Origin of the sequence: Mesorhizobium sp. M7A.F.Ca.US.008.03.1.1, from assembly GCF_003997495.1 — a bacterium.
Taxonomy (GTDB): Bacteria; Pseudomonadota; Alphaproteobacteria; order Rhizobiales; family Rhizobiaceae; genus Mesorhizobium.
This window is the reverse complement of sequence record NZ_RZRU01000009.1, coordinates 188,311-204,361: the sequence shown is the minus strand read 5'-3', so window position 1 is coordinate 204,361 and position 16,051 is coordinate 188,311. Positions and strand designations below refer to the sequence as shown.

General features: G+C 60.6%; 19 protein-coding genes. 7 read left to right on the top strand and 12 right to left on the bottom strand.

Going from position 1 to position 16,051, the window contains the following annotated elements; translation table 11 throughout:
- Positions 1-9: 9 nt before the first annotated feature.
- Entirely contained in the window at positions 10-1,185 is a 1,176-nt protein-coding gene (locus EOA16_RS15155) for an NnrS family protein (protein ID WP_127259132.1), read from the bottom strand.
- 96 nt (positions 1,186-1,281) lie between these two features.
- On the bottom strand, positions 1,282-1,719 hold the full coding sequence (locus tag EOA16_RS15150) for a pseudoazurin (protein ID WP_127259130.1): 438 nt from the start codon (positions 1,717-1,719) through the stop codon (positions 1,282-1,284).
- A 147-nt stretch (positions 1,720-1,866) separates the two neighbouring features.
- Here EOA16_RS15150 and EOA16_RS15145 point away from each other — a divergent pair, with 147 nt between their 5' ends.
- Entirely contained in the window at positions 1,867-2,568 is a 702-nt protein-coding gene (locus tag EOA16_RS15145) for a Crp/Fnr family transcriptional regulator (RefSeq protein WP_127259129.1), read from the top strand.
- Between the two features lie 3 nt (positions 2,569-2,571).
- On the opposite strand, the gene EOA16_RS15140 is transcribed toward EOA16_RS15145, so the two are convergent.
- The 3 genes from EOA16_RS15140 to EOA16_RS15130 all read right to left on the bottom strand — a co-directional run bounded on the left by EOA16_RS15140 (position 2,572) and on the right by EOA16_RS15130 (position 4,164).
- Positions 2,572-2,787 carry a DUF1858 domain-containing protein gene (locus EOA16_RS15140; protein ID WP_127259127.1) on the bottom strand — a complete coding sequence of 72 codons (216 nt, stop codon included), beginning with the start codon at positions 2,785-2,787 and terminating at the stop codon, positions 2,572-2,574.
- 158 nt (positions 2,788-2,945) lie between these two features.
- Entirely contained in the window at positions 2,946-3,641 is a 696-nt protein-coding gene (locus EOA16_RS15135) for a VIT family protein (RefSeq protein WP_127259125.1), read from the bottom strand.
- A gap of 4 nt (positions 3,642-3,645) precedes the next feature.
- The gene (locus EOA16_RS15130) at positions 3,646-4,164 is read right to left on the bottom strand and encodes a cytochrome b/b6 domain-containing protein (protein ID WP_127259123.1); all 519 of its coding nucleotides are present in this window, start codon (positions 4,162-4,164) and stop codon (positions 3,646-3,648) included.
- Between the two features lie 688 nt (positions 4,165-4,852).
- On the opposite strand from EOA16_RS15130, the gene EOA16_RS33140 reads away from it, so the two are divergent.
- Genes EOA16_RS33140 through EOA16_RS15115 form a run of 3 tightly spaced genes read left to right on the top strand, consistent with a single transcriptional unit; the run spans position 4,853 to position 7,411 of the window.
- The gene (locus tag EOA16_RS33140; protein ID WP_245455937.1) at positions 4,853-5,155 is read left to right on the top strand and encodes an FMN-binding protein; all 303 of its coding nucleotides are present in this window, start codon (positions 4,853-4,855) and stop codon (positions 5,153-5,155) included.
- Between the two features lie 25 nt (positions 5,156-5,180).
- Positions 5,181-5,903: an FAD:protein FMN transferase gene (locus EOA16_RS15120; RefSeq protein WP_245455936.1), complete on the top strand. Its 723-nt coding sequence runs from the start codon at positions 5,181-5,183 to the stop codon at positions 5,901-5,903.
- Positions 5,900-7,411, top strand: coding sequence for an RnfABCDGE type electron transport complex subunit D (locus EOA16_RS15115; RefSeq protein WP_127259120.1), 1,512 nt, complete (start codon positions 5,900-5,902; stop codon positions 7,409-7,411). The genes EOA16_RS15120 and EOA16_RS15115 overlap by 4 nt, the downstream gene beginning before the upstream one ends.
- 7 nt (positions 7,412-7,418) lie before the next feature.
- Here EOA16_RS15115 and EOA16_RS15110 read toward each other — a convergent pair whose 3' ends face one another.
- The 3 genes from EOA16_RS15110 to EOA16_RS15100 all read right to left on the bottom strand — a co-directional run bounded on the left by EOA16_RS15110 (position 7,419) and on the right by EOA16_RS15100 (position 9,696).
- Positions 7,419-8,681: a HAMP domain-containing sensor histidine kinase gene (locus tag EOA16_RS15110; protein WP_245455935.1), complete on the bottom strand. Its 1,263-nt coding sequence runs from the start codon at positions 8,679-8,681 to the stop codon at positions 7,419-7,421.
- Positions 8,682-8,761: 80 nt separating this feature from the next.
- Positions 8,762-9,427: a response regulator transcription factor gene (locus EOA16_RS15105; RefSeq protein ID WP_127259117.1), complete on the bottom strand. Its 666-nt coding sequence runs from the start codon at positions 9,425-9,427 to the stop codon at positions 8,762-8,764.
- A complete protein-coding gene (locus EOA16_RS15100) occupies positions 9,427-9,696 on the bottom strand; it encodes a PepSY domain-containing protein (protein ID WP_245455934.1) in 270 nt (89 codons plus the stop codon). Before EOA16_RS15100 ends, EOA16_RS15105 begins: the two co-directional genes overlap by 1 nt.
- A gap of 185 nt (positions 9,697-9,881) precedes the next feature.
- Between EOA16_RS15100 and EOA16_RS15095 the strand changes: the two genes are divergently transcribed.
- The 3 genes from EOA16_RS15095 (at position 9,882) to EOA16_RS15085 (ending at position 11,534) form a co-directional block, all read left to right on the top strand.
- Entirely contained in the window at positions 9,882-10,115 is a 234-nt protein-coding gene (locus EOA16_RS15095) for a hypothetical protein (protein WP_127259113.1), read from the top strand.
- 120 nt (positions 10,116-10,235) lie between these two features.
- Complete coding sequence (locus EOA16_RS15090) at positions 10,236-10,703, top strand: DUF2231 domain-containing protein (protein ID WP_245455933.1); 468 nt, start codon at positions 10,236-10,238, stop codon at positions 10,701-10,703.
- Between the two features lie 132 nt (positions 10,704-10,835).
- Positions 10,836-11,534 carry a CBS domain-containing protein gene (locus tag EOA16_RS15085; RefSeq protein ID WP_127259109.1) on the top strand — a complete coding sequence of 233 codons (699 nt, stop codon included), beginning with the start codon at positions 10,836-10,838 and terminating at the stop codon, positions 11,532-11,534.
- 226 nt (positions 11,535-11,760) lie between these two features.
- Here the strand turns inward: EOA16_RS15085 and EOA16_RS15080 are convergent, their stop codons facing one another.
- The 4 genes from EOA16_RS15080 to EOA16_RS15065 form a co-directional block, all read right to left on the bottom strand.
- Positions 11,761-12,030, bottom strand: a complete 270-nt coding sequence (locus EOA16_RS15080; protein WP_127259107.1) for a DUF6455 family protein — start codon at positions 12,028-12,030, stop codon at positions 11,761-11,763.
- Between the two features lie 62 nt (positions 12,031-12,092).
- Entirely contained in the window at positions 12,093-12,581 is a 489-nt protein-coding gene (locus EOA16_RS15075) for an NUDIX domain-containing protein (RefSeq protein WP_127259105.1), read from the bottom strand.
- Between the two features lie 21 nt (positions 12,582-12,602).
- Complete coding sequence (gene mgtA, locus EOA16_RS15070) at positions 12,603-15,233, bottom strand: magnesium-translocating P-type ATPase (RefSeq protein WP_245455932.1); 2,631 nt, start codon at positions 15,231-15,233, stop codon at positions 12,603-12,605.
- Positions 15,233-16,045: a universal stress protein gene (locus tag EOA16_RS15065; protein ID WP_127259102.1), complete on the bottom strand. Its 813-nt coding sequence runs from the start codon at positions 16,043-16,045 to the stop codon at positions 15,233-15,235. Before EOA16_RS15065 ends, mgtA begins: the two co-directional genes overlap by 1 nt.
- Positions 16,046-16,051 lie beyond the last annotated feature (6 nt).

Sequence of the window (16,051 nt, the reverse complement as noted above, 5' to 3'; positions counted from 1 at the left end):
CCCGCCGGCTCACCGCGCCTTTGGCGTCATCAATGCGTTGCCGTAGACCAGAATGAAGCCGGAAAATGCCGCCACCCAGGCGGCACCGGCAATGTCGATCACCAGCCCAGAGGGGACGAAGGCGGCCAGGATTCTCAATGATCCCGCGAGAAGGACGGCTACGAAGATGAACGAGGCGCCTCTTCCAGCCTTGAGCTCTCGCCCGGTGTGCCCGAGCGTTGCGCGGGTCATCACGGCAAGCGTCATCGCGCCGACCGCACCCGTTCCGAGCGCGTGAAATCCCGCCGCCGCTGGTACGGCATCGGGGAAGAAGACCGACGCCGAGACAAGGGTGAGACCGACCGGCACAAAGGCATATGCAAGATGGAGTACGAGCACGAGCGGATCGCGCAATGTGCGCTCGCCAGCCCAGCGCGACAGACGCCACGCCTGGCAGATCGCGGCGACAGCCATAAGCATTCCTGAGGCATTGTTATCGGGGGCGAACGTCCATGCTCCGAGAGCGATCACTGAGATGGCTATCGAGACGACGTCAAAACGGTCAAACGGCGCAGGCAGCCTGCCAGGATTTTCGCGGACGAGCCAGTTGCGCGTGAAGCTCGGAATGATGCGCCCACCGATCAGCGAGATGAGCATGATCGTCGCAGCCATACCGAGCCTGCGGCTGATGTCGGATGTGCCTTGAAGGTGCGCCTCGATGTGGAACGCGCCATTAGCGCCAGCCAGGACGGCAAGCGGCAGCAGCACCTTGAGATTGCGCCAGTTCCGTCCCGCGACGATTTCGCGTGCCGCCGCCGCAGCGACCGCGAGCAGAAAAGCGCCATCGATCACGGCGGCGGCTGGCCAGCCGATATCCGCCGAGAAGAAGACAGCGGCGCGGCCGGCAAGCCACAGGACAACCAGCGCCAGCAACGGCGGTCCCCGCACGGGCAGCCGGCCCGTCCAGTTCGGGATGGCGGTCAGCAGGAACCCGGTAACGATCGCCGGCAGATAGCCGAACAGCATCTCGTGGATATGCCAGTCGACCGGGACAAACACACTGTGGGCAACAAGCTCGCCTGCATACATCGGCAGCCAGAGCAGAATGGAGAGCGCGGCATACAGCGACCCGAGGAGGAAGAAGGGCCTGAATCCATAGGAGAGAACCGCGGGACCGGAATAGCTCCGCAGGCGTGAAACTGCCATGACTGAATCCTCAAATGAAAAGGGCCGGATGAACCGCCGCCCTCGGTCCGTCCGGCCCGCGCCCCGCCCCCTTACGGCAGGCAGACTGTATGGTGGTCAGTTGGCCGGAACCTGGGTGAACAGGTCGGCGAACACCGTTTTTGCCTTGCCAGGATGCTTGACCGCCTTGGCGGCATCGAGATTGACCGGCTTGCCGACAACGATCAGCGCGACCATCCCCATGCCGTAGTGGGGCGCGCATTTGACGCCGTAAACGCCCTCCTTCGTCAGCGTAACGGTGATTTCCTCGCTGGGCTTGCCCTTGAAAGGCTCAGCGCCATCCGGAAGCATGCCCTTTATCGACTCGGCGTCGTGGGTCTTGTCGGTCGGGACGAACTTGACGGTGTCGCCAGGTGCCGCCTTGACGAAGGCCGGCTGGAAAACCATGGCGCCCTTTTCGCCCTTGTTGAGCATTTGCACCACGTGCTCTTCCGCACTTGCACCGCCGGCGAGCGCGAGGAGGGAGATTGCGGCAGCGAGGATGGAGAGTTTCATCGATTTGTCCTTTGTTTCGTCTTCGCGGCGTTGCGCCGTTCCATGTCATTTAGCCTGATGTGGCAGTGGACAATTTGCGCTGGCGCAAACTCGGGATAAGAAAGGGTTGCCGCACGATTGATGCGGAAAGGCCGTGAGGAAATTCGCTTGGTTGCGCTGGACCGATCGCTGATATCGCGGCTGCCCCTCTTTCAAGGGATGACGCCCGAAGAGCAAAGCGAGCTTCTCAGAAGTGCTCGATCGTCACGCTATGCCAAGGACTCAACGATCTTCGAGCAGGAAGCCGAGGCCAATTCCTTCTTCGTGCTGATCGCCGGGCACATTCGGGTGGTCCGCACCACGCCGGACGGACAGCAGGTCATCGCGAGATACATCAGCGAAGGCGAGATCTTTGGCGTCGCCGCAGCGCTGGGCCGGACGACCTACCCCGCCACCGCTGTCGCGGCGGTGGATTGCGTGGTGCTGGCCTGGGCCAATTCTCAATGGGCGGAACTGGCGCGCCGGTTCCCGGTGTTTGGGGCAACCACATACAAGACGGTTGGAACCAGGCTGCAGGAGACCCAGACGCGGGTAGTCGAGATGTCCACGGAACAGGTGGAGCAGCGGGTTGCGCATGCGCTTTTGCGGCTGGCGAACCAGACCGGCCGTAAGACCGACAGCGGCATCGAAATCGATTTTCCGATCTCGAGGCAGGACATCGCCGAGATGACGGGTACGACGCTGCACACGGTCAGCCGGCTGCTGAGCAAGTGGGAAGACAACGGAATAATCCTCAGCGGGCGCCAGAAGGTCACGGTCAAGGATGCGCATCGTCTTGTGGTTCTGGCCGAGAACCGGGACAAGGGTTGACCGTCACCATTCTCCTCGAACAGTCGCTTCGAGTTCGACGAGAAAGTCGTCCTCATCGATCTGATGTTCCCGGCACGCCTCAGTCACTGTGTGGAATGTGCCGATCGGACAGCCGACGCAGAGCATGTTGTGTCTCAACATCACCGCCACCGTTGCCGGCCATTTCCTCATGATTTCGTCGACGACCATGTCGGGGTTGATCGAACTGCGCTGTTTCACGATGAAGTCTCCGCGATCTGCGAAGCGTCTTCATAAATGCGGCTCTGGCTTCCTTCGTTGCGCTTTCGCAACTTCGTAGCGCTGACACCTGAAGGGCCGGATTCTCTTGCGCAAGAAAAGGCGCTCGTTGCATCTACCGAGATCGAAGCCGGACCAGATCAGATGGCGGTACCAACCACGGCGCCAATGCCGGCCGTCAGCGCCATTGCCAGGGCACCCCAGAATGTGACGCGAAGGGTTGCCCTCATCACATCGGCGCCGCCGGCTTTCGCGCCGATGGCACCCAGCACAGCCAGGAATAGGAGCGAGGCAACAGACACGGTTGCTGCAAGCCAGGCTGAAGGTGAAACAAGCACCATCGCCAATGGCATGGCCGCGCCAACCGAAAATGCAGCCGCCGAGGCCAGCGCCGCCTGGATCGGTCTCGCCGTCGTCACCTCCGAAATACCGAGTTCGTCGCGAGCATGAGCGCCGAGCGCGTCCTTGGCCATCAACTGGTCGGCGACCTGCAATGCCAGCGTTGGCTCCACGCCCCGCTTGACATAGATATCCGCAAGTTCCAGTCGCTCGAAGTCTGGCTGCGTGGCCAACTCTCCTTTCTCGCGGGCAAGGTCGGCTCGTTCGGTATCGGACTGCGAACTGACCGAGACATACTCGCCGGCCGCCATCGACATCGCGCCAGCTACCAAACCCGCTATACCGGCCACCAGAACATTGGAGGCCGCGGCATTGGCTGCAGCCACGCCAACGATCAGGCTGGCCGTCGACACAATGCCGTCATTGGCGCCAAGCACCGCGGCCCGCAGCCAGCCAATGCGCGATACGAGATGGTTTTCCGCATGCAGGCGGCTCATGATGTCACCGCGCACGCCGGGCGGCCGGCCGCAGCATCCTGATGAGCACGCCGGATTTTACATAAAAATGTTGCCATAGAGCGGCCGCCGCATGGAGGGAGACGACAACGATGATAACTGGCTTGGCCAGTTCATGGATGTCGCCCATGGCAGCAAGGCGGAAGTACCATACCAAAGCTCCGGTTATCGGCATGCCGAAAATGAACACGTAAAGCATGAAGTGGGTTGCCGTCGCGATCCGCTTCAAAGCGACGCTTTCTTCTTCCGGGGCAACGGGGACGCCACGCTGCAAGCGGATGGCAAGGCGCCAGACCGCCAGCACCAGGACGGTCAAGCCGACATAGACGTGAATGTTGGCGTTGAAGATGTCGCCAGCCGCTGGTTCGGTGCCGCGCGAGAATGCCCGATAAGCTGGCTTAATGTCCTCTCCCAGCAAAAGCTGCAGGACGATCAGCGCCGCGATCGCCCAATGCAATACAATCTGCGTTGCCGTATATCCGGTCGGCTCGTTGGCAACGGTCATAGGCAACAATCTCCCTTAAGGGGACCGTCCTACCTTGCGGCCTAGGCGACAGTCTTGATCTGGGACAAAGCAATTTCCCGTTTCTCCTTGGAGCTTTCACGGGGCCTTGGCAGCTTTAACTCGGCTGACAGCCAGTTGTCAGCTTGGTCGTGGGATATTGCATCCGAGCGGACCAGATGCATCGCCCCGCAAGATTGAACGTGGAAACACAATTCCGATGAAACAGATTGCCTTGTCACTTTTCGTGATCGCCGCCTCCGGCGCTTATGTCTGGGATCAGGCCGGCAAGGATCCGGCAAACGATATGCTTGGCGAAGCGCTGCCGGCCGACGCAGCCCAAGCGCCTTCCGTGCAGCCAAAAGAGTCGTCATCCGCTGCGACTTTGCCGGGGCTTCGGACCTTGCCGGCAACCCTCAATCCCCGGTTCAGCACAAGGTTCCCGATTGCCCGCGAAACGATGGCAGGGATAGCAAAGCCCGCTGAATGGCCAAATGATCCAGTCAGGCAGACCGTGGTTCCGGTGGCACCACAACCATCGCCAACGCCACCGCCTCAGCCAGTGGCTCCGGCTGTCTCCGATCCTGCGTCGTCAGCACCTGCATTCGCCGTAACTCCCGCCGTCTACATACCAGTTCCGCAGCCGAGGCCGGCATATCGGGATGCGCCAGCACGTGTCGTGCAGGTGGGCATGAAGCTGGCCGCAAAGGGCTATGCCGACGGCGTCTACACCGGCCCGCCCGCCGATGCCTACTACGGCATCATCCAGATTCAAGCCCTCGTACAGGGCGGGCAGCTTACGGCGCTGAAAGTACTGAAATATCCCTCCGATCGCCGCACCTCGATCAACATCAACAGGCAGGCGCTGCCGATGCTGCGCGACGAGGCGATCAACGCCCAAAGCGCCAGTGTCGACATTATTTCGGGCGCGACGCTAACCAGCAGGGCCTTCATCCAGTCGCTGCGCGGCGCGCTGAAGAAAGCGTCGTCCTAGTAAAATGCGTGAAACGCGCATTCTGATGGGCATGCCCATTACGGTCGACGTCGGCGGTGCGCCGAACGGTGAACTGATCGACGCGGTATTCGGCTATTTCGAGCACATCGACCGGCGCTTCAGCACATACCGGGCCGACAGCGAGATCACGGCCATCAACCGCGGCGACGTGCCGGTCGTCGACTGGAGTGGCGAGATGATGGAAGTGCTCGCACTCGCCAGACAGACGAAAGACGAGACGGATGGATACTTCGATATTCGTAAACCCGACGGGTCGCTCGATCCTTCCGGCATCGTCAAGGGCTGGGCAATTCGCAATGCGGCCGGGATCGTTCAACGGGCCGGCATCAGCGATTTCTTTATCGAGGCCGGCGGGGATATCCAGTCTTGCGGCAAGAATGCTTTGGGTCATGACTGGAGCATCGGTATCCGCAATCCCTTCAACCCGGACGAGATCGTAAAGATCGTCTATCCCCGCGGTCGCGGTGTCGCAACCTCCGGCACCTATGTCCGCGGTCAACACATCTACAATCCACATGGGATTGGCGGTTGGATCCAGGACATCGTCAGCCTGACCGTCATCGGCGCCGATGTGCTCGAAGCCGATCGTTTCGCTACCGCGGCGTTCGCCATGGGGCGGGACGGCATTCTCTTCATCGAGCAGGCGCCTGGCCTGGAGGGCTATCTCGTCGACGCCAATGGCCGCGCCACGCCGACAACCGGGTTCGGAGCCCTTTGCCTGCCATGATCAAGACCATGGACCGATTTCTCGATCACCTGACCATGTACAGGCTGGTCCTCTACTATCTGATGGCACTGGTCGGCGCAGCGTTCGTGCTCGGCTTCGTCAAGCTGGTGCCACATGATCCGATTGCGCTTGCCTTCACGACGGCGCTTGCGCTGACCGCCTGCTGGATCACCAACAAGGTCTTTGCGCATGCCTTCGCAGTCCCGGCCAACAACGAGTCCGTCTACATCACAGCACTCATCCTGGCGCTTATCCTCGATCCGGTTTCGGTCACGGACATAAAGGGGATCGCGGCGGTGGCATTCGCGTCCGTCTGGGCGATTTCATCCAAGTTCATTTTCGCCATCGGCCGAAAGCACCTTTTCAACCCGGCTGCGCTGGGCGTGGCGCTGTCCGCGCTGCTGCTCGACCAACCAGCCACGTGGTGGGTGGGCGGCAATCTGCCATTGCTTCCGCTCGTGCTCATTGGCGGCATGCTTATTGTCCGGAAACTGCGCCGGCTTGACCTTGTCTTGACCTTCGTTTTCGTGGCGCTGGCGACCATTCTGGCAACCACGGACCCGTCGCAGTACTGGACCGCGCTTGCAGAGACGCTGGGTTCGTCGCCGCTGCTGTTCTTTGCATTCGTGATGCTGACCGAGCCGCTGACCGCGCCGACGATGCGTTGGCCGCGTATCGCCTTTGCCGCCATTGTCGGCTTTCTGTTCGCTCCCAACGTCCATATAGGCTCGTTCTATTTCACCCCCGAACTGGCCTTGCTCGCCGGCAACCTGTTTGCCTATGCGGCAGGCCCCAAGGGACGCTTCGTGCTGACCTTGGAACGCATTGAACAATCGGCCGTCGACAGCTTTGACTTCGTCTTCCGGTCGCCGCGCAAGCTCGCCTTCGAGGCCGGCCAGTATCTCGAATGGACGCTTGGCATCGATCGTGCCGACAATCGCGGCAACCGCCGCTATTTCACAGTCGCCTCGGCGCCGACGGAGGAAACAGTCCGACTCGGCGTCAAGTTCTATCCGCAATCAAGTGCCTTCAAGCGCGAGCTGATGACCATGAAGCCGGGTAGCACGATCCATGCCGCGCAACTGGCCGGCAACTTCACGCTGCCCGCCCGATGTGAAACCAAGATCGCGTTCCTGGCCGGAGGCATCGGCATCACGCCGTTCCGCTCGATGCTGCAATATCTCATCGACCGCAATGAGCGGCGACCGATCGTCATCCTCTACGGAACCGAAGGCCAGCAAGACATCGCTTATCGCGACGTGCTTGGCGCGGCCAGGCAGGAACTTGGCATCAAGACGATCCACGCTGTGGCGCGCGGTAGCGAGCGCGGGCAATATCCCGGATACATAGACGAGCGCCTGATACGTCTGGCCATACCCGACTACCTCGAGCGCACCTTCTACATTTCCGGCCCGCAGGCGATGGTCAAGGCGCTGCGCCAGAAGCTGTTGGCCATGGGCGTTCGCCGCTCGAAGATAAAGGTCGACTATTTCCCGGGTTTTGCCTGAAGCACACTCAACTGTGTCGCGGCAAGGAAATGGTCACCACCAGGCCCGGATCGGCGTTGGCCATGGCAAGGCGTCCACCATAGGCTTCGACGATGTCGGAAACGATGGCCAGGCCAAGACCCCTGCTGCCGCCCTTGCTGTCGAGCTGGACCCCGCGCGAGAGTGCGGACTTCCGATCAGCATCCGGTATACCTGGGCCATCATCAGCAACACTGACGGTCACCTCGTCCCAGGCAGTGGAGGCACCGACACGAACTGACAATTTTGCATAGCGCGCGGCATTCTCGACCAGATTGCCGAGAACTTCCGACAAGTCGCCTTCGTCGATTGGCGCCGTCAGATCTTCCGCGACATCCAGCTTGAACGAAAGCTGCTTGCCGCTTGGTGTCCGTTTGACGACGGCAATGACGCCAGCCGCCACGTCCGACACAAGGCAGGATGCCTTGCCGGAAACGCCGGGTGCGAGGCGGGCGCGCGCGAGCTCCCGCTCGACATGGCGCCGGATCGCTCCGGCGCTTTTCTCGATCTCGTCAGCCAGATCCGTCTCACCTTTCTTGCGCAAGGCCCGGATGTCGGCCGACAGCACTTGCAGCGGTGTCTTGAGGCCATGCGCCAGATCGGTGGCGCGCGAGCGGGCTCGCGCAAGCGCCTTCTCCTGGGCATCGAGAAGACGATTAATTTCGTCCGCGAGCGGCTGCACCTCGCTTGGTGCCACCACATCGAGCCGTGCTGATCGCTGCGCAATCACGTTTTTGACGGCGACCCGCAAGGTCTCCAGCGGTGCAAGGCCGATGGTGATCTGGATGAAAAACGCGGCCATGAGAACTGCAGCGAGCATCAGGAGAGCCGGAGCAAGGTCGCGAACATATTCGCTTACAGACACCTCAACGGTTCGATGATCTTCCGCCACGACGGCGCGAAAGGACCGACCTCCGGCATCGATGACCGTACGCTCGACCGCAATGCTGAGTTCTCCGCCCGGGCCCGTGAACTCCTCGACCGTTCGCAGGCCACCAGTTTCGCTCTGGGCAGCCAGGAGAAGCTTAGCGTCCCATAAGGATCGCGAACGCTCGAGGCTGCCGGTGGCGATGTCTTCCACCTGCCAGTAGTACCCGGAGAGTGGATTGGCAAACCGCGGGTCGGTCAGCACTGGGGCCACGACAAGGCGGCCATCGCTTGTGAAGGTCGTTGCGCCGATCAGTTCGTTGAGGTCGACCGTGAGCTCGCCCACGACGCGCCGCTCGACGTGGAGTTCGAACAGATAGCGCAAGCCGGCGCCGGCGATAGCGAGTGCGACAAGAATCGAGATCGTTGCCGCCAACCACAGCCGGAAGCGGATCGAATTGCCCATCAGCGGGATTCGTCGGGCATCAGATACCCGAATCCGCGCCTCGTTTCGATGACGTCGCTCCCGAGCTTGCGACGCAGGCGCGCAACGATAACCTCGATCGTGTTCGGATCGCGGTCGTTGCCTGAATCGTACAAATGCTCGGCAAGTTCGGTCGGCGCCACCACCCGGCCGGCGTGGTGCATCAGAAACGCCAGGAGCCGGTATTCCAGCGGCGAAAGCGGAACGGGGATGCCGCGTAGCGAAATGCGCATCTGGCGTGTGTCCAAGAGCAGCGGCCCGGACCTTAACACGGGTGCCGCCTGGCCGGCCGAGCGACGCAGGATTGCCCGTAACCGGGCGAGCAGTTCTTCCATTTCGAAAGGCTTGGGAAGATAGTCGTCAGCACCGGAATTGATCCCGTCGACGCGTTCGGTCCACATGCCTCTTGCGGTCAGGATGAGAACCGGAAACCTGCGCTCATTGGCCCGCCAACGTTTCAAGACCGTAAGACCATCGAGCTTGGGCAATCCGAGATCCAGAATCGCGGCGTCATAATTCTCGACATCGCCCGCGAACCAGGCGGATTCACCATCCTTTACAACATCGACCGCCATTCCGGACGCCTTGAGGACGGTCGCGATATCGGCAGCGATACGGAGCTCGTCTTCGGCAAGGAGGATCTTCATCAGTCACCCTCCCCATCGCGCATGATGACGCCGGCGCCGGCGTCGACGTCGACGGTCTTTCGCCGGCCATCGGCACCCACGACCTGAAAACGGTAGACCCATCTGTCGGCCTTGCGGATGAGATCGACCGCAACAACATCGCCAGGAGCTTTGGCGCGGACAACGTCCAGTATATTGGCAAGGCCCTTGATTTCGCCGCGTTCGTACAGATCCCGCGCCCGGTCATGGTCGCCGTCATCGTCCTCGTCGGCACGGGCAGCGATAGGCATGGCCAGGACAAGTCCCGCGAGACCCAGCACCGCCAAACGCTTCCATTGTCTTTTCATCGGCAAGGCATGTCGCACGTCGCAGCTTTCAATTTGCTGTCAGTTGTCCTCAGCCCACAGCAAGCAAAGGGTCCATATCAGGGCATCATCGCGTCCAATCATGGCCGCGCTGAGAAGGATACGAGACCATGCGCAACTCCATGCTTGTCCTTGCAGCACTTGCAAGCCTCACGATCATTGCCCTGCCGGCGGCCGCTGAATCGGACGAACGATCATGTGGGGCGTCATCGTCTGTTGTCCCATCCGGTCCGATCGATCTGCAGGCCATCCCCATGCAGGACGCCTCCACCCCGAAAGCCATCAAGGGTGGCGACGATGCGTGTGACGACCAGCAAGGCGATGAAGCCGACGAAAACGACTAGGTCTTCCCTTCGCTGTGCATGGCCCACCACAGCACATGACGCTTGCCAATGTCGTGGGCCAGGGCTCGCGGCAAAGCCGGCAAATTATCAAAGTCTCTTGCCAATTTCTGGAGAGTTTTCGTGATCCCCATTCAACATATCCATCCCATGCTTGTTCATTTTCCTATTGTTCTGATCTACATGCTTGTGGCTATCGACCTTGTAGCGCTGGTTGGCGGCAGCGCCGTCACCAGGAGATCGGGCGCCGGTACGATCTCTACTTTTGTGGCCCTGGCCGCCGGAATGTTGGCTATGGGGACCTGGTTCTTCGGAGGTCTTGCGCTGGATCATGCCGAAGCGGCCGGATTCAGCAGCGATGTCGCGGAAATCCATGAAAGCCTGGGAGGTATCACTGCCTTTGCTTTTCTGATCTGGGGATTCGTGCGGCTTGCGCTTTGGACGCGGAACCGTGACACGCGGGGTGTAACGATCGCCATTCCTCTGATCGAGATTTGCGGTGCATTTCTGGTCACTGCGACGGCCTACTATGGTGGACTGCTTGTCTACGAACTTGGCGTGAACGTCGCCAAGACCGCGATCGCTGGTTGACCGGTTCGCGCCCGGTCATTCACGGCCCAGCTTTGGACCATTTGCCTCCGCCAACAAATGATTCAAATCAAGGCGCTTCGTGCATGTGAAATCTAAGAAAGCCGGACGTTGGAAAAACTCCGGAGAGCGAACATGCAAGCCGAAGCCATCATGAGCAAGCCAGTCGTCGGCATAGACCCGTCAGCATCGATCGCCGAGGCTGCCGGGTTGATGCTTTCCAAAAAGGTCAGCGGCCTCCCCGTCATTCGCAACGACGGCAGGCTGGTGGGGATCGTCAGCGAGGGCGATTTCCTGCGACGCGGGGAACTGGGCACGGAGCGCAAGCGCTCGCGCTGGCTGGAATTTCTCGTCAGCCCCGGAAAGGCCGCCGACGAATATGTCCGCGCCAATGGTCGACGGGTTGAGGAGGTGATGTCGCAAGATGTCGTCACGACATCCCCTGCAGCATCGCTCGCGAAAGTCGTCGAGCTCATGACGCGTCACCATGTCAAACGCATTCCGGTCGTAGAAGCTGGGAAAATCGTCGGCATCGTCACCCGCTCTGATCTTCTGCGGGCATTGCTCGGCGTTCTTCCCGATGGTGTCGCTACGGTCATTGATGACGAACAGATTCACCACAACATCGCTACTGAGCTTGCAAGGCAGAGATGGGCCGGCAACGATTTGATCAACGTGATGGTGGACAAGGGTGTGGTAACACTGAGCGGCGCCATCTTCGACGAACGCGAGCGCCAGGCAGCGATAGTCGCGGCCGAAAACGTCTCCGGCGTCAATGCCGTCAAGGATAATCTCTTCTGCGCCGATCCCGTCTCGGTCGTCCTTGTTTCGTAGCGGGGCAGACCATTGATCCGCGGCGAGGCACCATTGCCTCCCCGCCAGCAAAAGAGCGTTGGTTGGCCCTGGTGCGACAAAGAGCAGGAATGCTTCCAGAAAAAATAAAGCGTTCAACTGCCTGGTCCCGTGGATTGCAAACCTATCAACTGCAAAAACGCGGTTTGCGTTGACTCTCGTCAAAACACGGGCAGAACGATATCGTCCAGGCTGAGTGCTCGAATGGCTAGCGTTGGCCGGCCGCATGCTGCAGTCGAGCGATCAGGTCGCTGTTGCGGCAATAGTCCGGCGGGTTATCGGCTCGCTGATGTTCGTCGAGCCAGACCGAGCATTCATCCTGATGCCCGCAGGAACGGCAGCGGTCCACCGCCCGGTTCGTGACTGCCGTATGGTCTGCCACGACCTTCAATTGTCTGTCGACGCCCAACTTCCGCATCATGCGGTCCATCAGGGCAGTTCTGGCATCAACTGAAATCAGGTAATCGAGAAAGGTCATGGTGATCACTCCTGCCTACTGGCCATCATTGGCACGTTGGCGGCGGGCGGCGTTGATCTCGATCAACGAGCGATCAGCAGACAACCTCTTGAGCGCTGAACCGAAGCGACGAGGCGGTCGAGAAAAGGCCGTTGACCGACAACCAGCTTGTCCCTGGCCAGTGCTAAATCCAGCCATTCACCACGATCGACCTCGGCAAAGGATTGTACCCGACCGCTGCGTGGCGGCCATTCCATTTCAAACAGGTTGCTGCGCAACCTCGCGGTATCGAAGTCGCCTTCGAACGCGAATGCCGTGATGAGTTTTCCTCCTCGCTGGCGCAACTGCCCCAGAGTGAGCAGGGTTCCCTTGGGCTCCCAGCCTGTCTCTTCGCTGAATTCGCGCCGTGCCGCTGCCTCGGGCAGCTCGCTTTCGTCATACTCGCCTTTGGCAATCGACCAGGCGCCAAGATCGCGTCTTTGCCAGAACGGGCCTCCAGGATGGACAAGCAGCACCTGCAGCCCCTTGCGCGATCCTCGATAGGGCAGAATGCCTGCGCTTCTTTTCGTCATCGCTTCAAGCCTCCGCACGGCCTATGATCTCGGGTAGGCTGCATGAGGCTTGGCCCCTCTTTCAATCGTCCGCCCAGCCCTCTTCCGGTGCGACTTGCGGTTCTCTTGTCCGAAAAACCAGCGCTTGGTCGCCTCAGAGGCGAGTAGATAGAGCGCGGTAATTGCGACAAGCCCGGCAAGCATGGGCAGAGGCAAGGGCACGAAGCCGAACCAGGCTGCAAACGGCAGATAGGGGATCATGATCGCGATAATCCCGACAGCCAATGTAAGCCAGGCAAGCAACGGGCTTGGACGGCTTGCCCAGAAAGCCCTGTGCGTGCGCACAATGAGCACGATGGCAAGCTCCGTCAGCAACGACTCGACAAACCACGCGGTCTGGAATGCGGCCTCCGTGGCGTGCGCGAAGAAAAGAAGGAATGCGAAGGTCGCGAAGTCGAACAGCGAACTGACCAGGCCAAAGCTGATCATGAACCGCCGCACAAAACGGATATCCCAGTGGCGAGGCCGGCGCAGTTGGTCGGGATCGACGTTGTCGCTTGCAATGGCGAGTGAAGGAACGTCAGAAAGGAAATTGTTGAGCAGGATCTGCTTGGCCAGAAGCGGCAAGAAAGGCAGGAACAGCGAGGCGACAGCCATGCTGATCATGTTGCCGAAATTGGCGCTGGTGGTGATGGAAATGTACTTCATCGTGTTCGCGAAGGTCTTGCGGCCATCGTCGACGCCGCGCACAAGCACGCCCAGATCCTGCTTGAGTAGGATGATATCGGCCGCCTCGCGCGCGACATCGACAGCGCTGTCGACCGAGATGCCGATGTCTGCCTCATGAAGGGCAGGCGCATCATTGATACCGTCGCCAAGGTAACCAACGACATGGCCCCTGCTCCGCAAGGCCTGAACGATGCGCTCCTTCTGGTTTGGGTCGATCTCGACGAAGAGGTCGGTGTGCTGCACGCCTGCGAAGAGCGCGCTCTTGGTCAATTTAGACAGCTCGTCGCCGGTCATGATTCTGTCGGCGCGCAAGCCGATCGCCTGGGCGAGATGCGCGGCAACGTAACGGTTGTCACCAGAAATGACCTTTACCGCGATGCCGCGCTGGGCGAGCTCGGCAAGCGTCTCCTTGACGCCTTTCTTTGGCGGGTCGAGGAAAAGCAGGAAGCCCGCGAAGGCGAGATCGATCTCGTCTTTCCTGCTGAACGTTTTCGCGCTCTCAGACCGACGGATTGCCAGGCCCAGAACGCGGTAGCCGTCCGCGCTCCAGCGTCGGAATTTTTCGTCGATTGCCGCACGGTGCGTCTCATCGAGGGGCTCCAGCCCTTTGGCTGTGCGGACGAAGCCGCAGGTCTTGAGAACATTTTGCACCGCGCCTTTGGTGATCAGCAGGTCTTCGGCGTCCCTGGTCCGAACAACCACGGAGAGCCGCTTGCGGATAAAATCGTAAGGAATCTCGTCGACCTTCTTGAAGGCAGCCAACGATGCGCCCTCGCCCGGCGCAGCGGCGATCGCTTCGTCCAGCGGGTTCTTCAGTCCGGTCTGAAGGGTCGCGTTGAGACGGGCCCAAAGTAGGATGTCGGCTGACGCATTGCCATCGACATCGAGCCAACCGTCGAGCTGGATCATGCCTTCCGTCAGCGTGCCGGTCTTGTCGGTGCACAGAAGGTCCATGCTGCCCAAATTCTCGATTGCATCGAGACGGCGCACGATGACGCCCTTGGCAGCCATGGCGCGGGCCCCTCTGGCCAGCGTCACACTGATGATGGCCGGGAGAAGTTCCGGCGTGAGGCCCACCGCGAGTGCCAGCGAAAACAGCAGCGATTCAATCAGCGGTCGATGAAGCATCAGATTTGCGAAGAACACCAGGATAACAATCGCCAGCATGATCTCGGTCATCAGATAGCCGAACTGTCTTATCCCCCGGGCAAAGCCGGTTTCGGGGATCTTTCGCTCCAGGGCTGCGGCGATCGATGCGAATTCCGTGTGGGCACCGGTCGCTGCCGCAAGCACGGTTGCAGTGCCGCTGCGAACCGAAGTGCCCGTGAAAACGGCATTGCCGCGCTGCGCGACGGAAGCCTCTGGCGCCGACCGCCCCGGTGCCTTCACAACCGGAAAGGTTTCCCCGGTCAGCACGGCCTCGCTGACATTGAAATCGCGGGCGTCCAGAATGATGCCGTCCGCGGGAATGAGGTTCCCGGCCGAAAGTCGGATAATGTCGCCCGGCACGATATCTTCGGCAGCAACCGAGCATTCGACACCGTCGCGTAACACTATAACCTTGCGCGAAATACGCTGTTTCAGTAACTCGGTCGCCCGCGACGCACCATACTCCTGGGTGAAGCTCAAGAGGCAGCTTGCCAAAACGATCGCGCCGATGATTGCAGCCTCCTGGCCCTCTCCGACGAACGCCGACACGCTGGCTGCGAAAATGAGGATCAGGACCAGCGGGCTCCGGAACTGGCGGGCAAACACGACCAGGGCCGAAGCGCTCGACTTCGACGCCGGTGTGTTTCGACCGAATTTTGCCAGCCGCGATGCGGCCTCGGAGGCGGCAAGCCCCGATGGCGACGTCTCGAGGCTCCGCAGGAGGTCATCGGTCTTGATCGACCAATAAGCGGCGCCGTCCGGCGGCACGGATTGCTGGTCAGCTTCGCTTGTCATCAATACGACATGAAGCGGCTTATGCCGCTCTCTTCGATGAGCGTACGGGTGACGCCGCCGAACGCCCATTCCCGCAAGCGGCTGTGGCCATAGGCGCCCGAAACGATCAGATCCGCATGGATCGAGCGTGCAAAAGTAAGCAGCCGATTGCCATCGGCCTCGCCGGCAATCAACTCGGTTCGCGCCTTGATGCCATGGTGTCCAAGAAAGGCGGCGACATCGTCGAGGCTGTCACGAATGCTCTCGTCACGGTCGGTGTCAATTGTGGCGACGACAACCTCGTTCGCCTTGGCCAGAAAAGGCAGTGCATCGGCTATCGCTCGCCGTGCCTCCCTGGTGTCCTTCCAGGCAACCAGCACAGTTTTTGCGCGGATATGCTCCATATTGCCTGCAGTGACCAGAACCGGCCGCCCAGTCCCGAGTGCAAGGCTGCCAATATCAACAGCGCGAAAGACATTGTCTCCATCCACGCCGCCGGTGACGATGAGGTCGGCCGCTCTGGCCGAAACGCTGAGGAATCGGGTCGGACTGCAGACAGCCTGTCCCCATTCGCTTGTAATCGAAGCCGGCACAAGTGTCTCGAATACTTCACGCAATTCGGCGAGCCGCTTTTCGATCTCCGTTCGCTGGATCTGCATAATCTCGCCTTCGTAGACCATGCCTTCGCCTGTCGCGACCAGAGGTGGCACATCGGCCGCCGCCAGGCCAATAAGATGTGCTCCAAATCGCTCGGCAAGTTCGATCCCAACCTGAACAATGGGCGCAGGAGCCGCATCGATGGCGAGGTTCACGATAATTGCCTTGAAGGACATTGCGGG

Bases quoted from the DNA above. Each gene is read 5' to 3' on its own strand.
- EOA16_RS15095 (WP_127259113.1), top strand. From the start codon at position 9,882: ATGCGCAACTCCATGCTTGTCCTTGCAGCACTTGCAAGCCTCACGATC.
- EOA16_RS15115 (WP_127259120.1), top strand. From the start codon at position 5,900: ATGATCAAGACCATGGACCGATTTCTCGATCACCTGACCATGTACAGG.
- EOA16_RS15135 (WP_127259125.1), bottom strand. From the start codon at position 3,641: ATGAGCCGCCTGCATGCGGAAAACCATCTCGTATCGCGCATTGGCTGG.
- EOA16_RS15155 (WP_127259132.1), bottom strand. From the start codon at position 1,185: ATGGCAGTTTCACGCCTGCGGAGCTATTCCGGTCCCGCGGTTCTCTCC.
- EOA16_RS33140 (WP_245455937.1), top strand. From the start codon at position 4,853: ATGAAGCTGGCCGCAAAGGGCTATGCCGACGGCGTCTACACCGGCCCG.
- EOA16_RS15150 (WP_127259130.1), bottom strand. From the start codon at position 1,719: ATGAAACTCTCCATCCTCGCTGCCGCAATCTCCCTCCTCGCGCTCGCC.
- EOA16_RS15075 (WP_127259105.1), bottom strand. From the start codon at position 12,581: ATGACGAAAAGAAGCGCAGGCATTCTGCCCTATCGAGGATCGCGCAAG.
- EOA16_RS15065 (WP_127259102.1), bottom strand. From the start codon at position 16,045: ATGTCCTTCAAGGCAATTATCGTGAACCTCGCCATCGATGCGGCTCCT.
- EOA16_RS15105 (WP_127259117.1), bottom strand. From the start codon at position 9,427: ATGAAGATCCTCCTTGCCGAAGACGAGCTCCGTATCGCTGCCGATATC.
- EOA16_RS15080 (WP_127259107.1), bottom strand. From the start codon at position 12,030: ATGACCTTTCTCGATTACCTGATTTCAGTTGATGCCAGAACTGCCCTG.
- EOA16_RS15100 (WP_245455934.1), bottom strand. From the start codon at position 9,696: ATGCCTATCGCTGCCCGTGCCGACGAGGACGATGACGGCGACCATGAC.
- mgtA (WP_245455932.1), bottom strand. From the start codon at position 15,233: ATGACAAGCGAAGCTGACCAGCAATCCGTGCCGCCGGACGGCGCCGCT.
- EOA16_RS15120 (WP_245455936.1), top strand. From the start codon at position 5,181: ATGGGCATGCCCATTACGGTCGACGTCGGCGGTGCGCCGAACGGTGAA.
- EOA16_RS15130 (WP_127259123.1), bottom strand. From the start codon at position 4,164: ATGACCGTTGCCAACGAGCCGACCGGATATACGGCAACGCAGATTGTA.
- EOA16_RS15085 (WP_127259109.1), top strand. From the start codon at position 10,836: ATGCAAGCCGAAGCCATCATGAGCAAGCCAGTCGTCGGCATAGACCCG.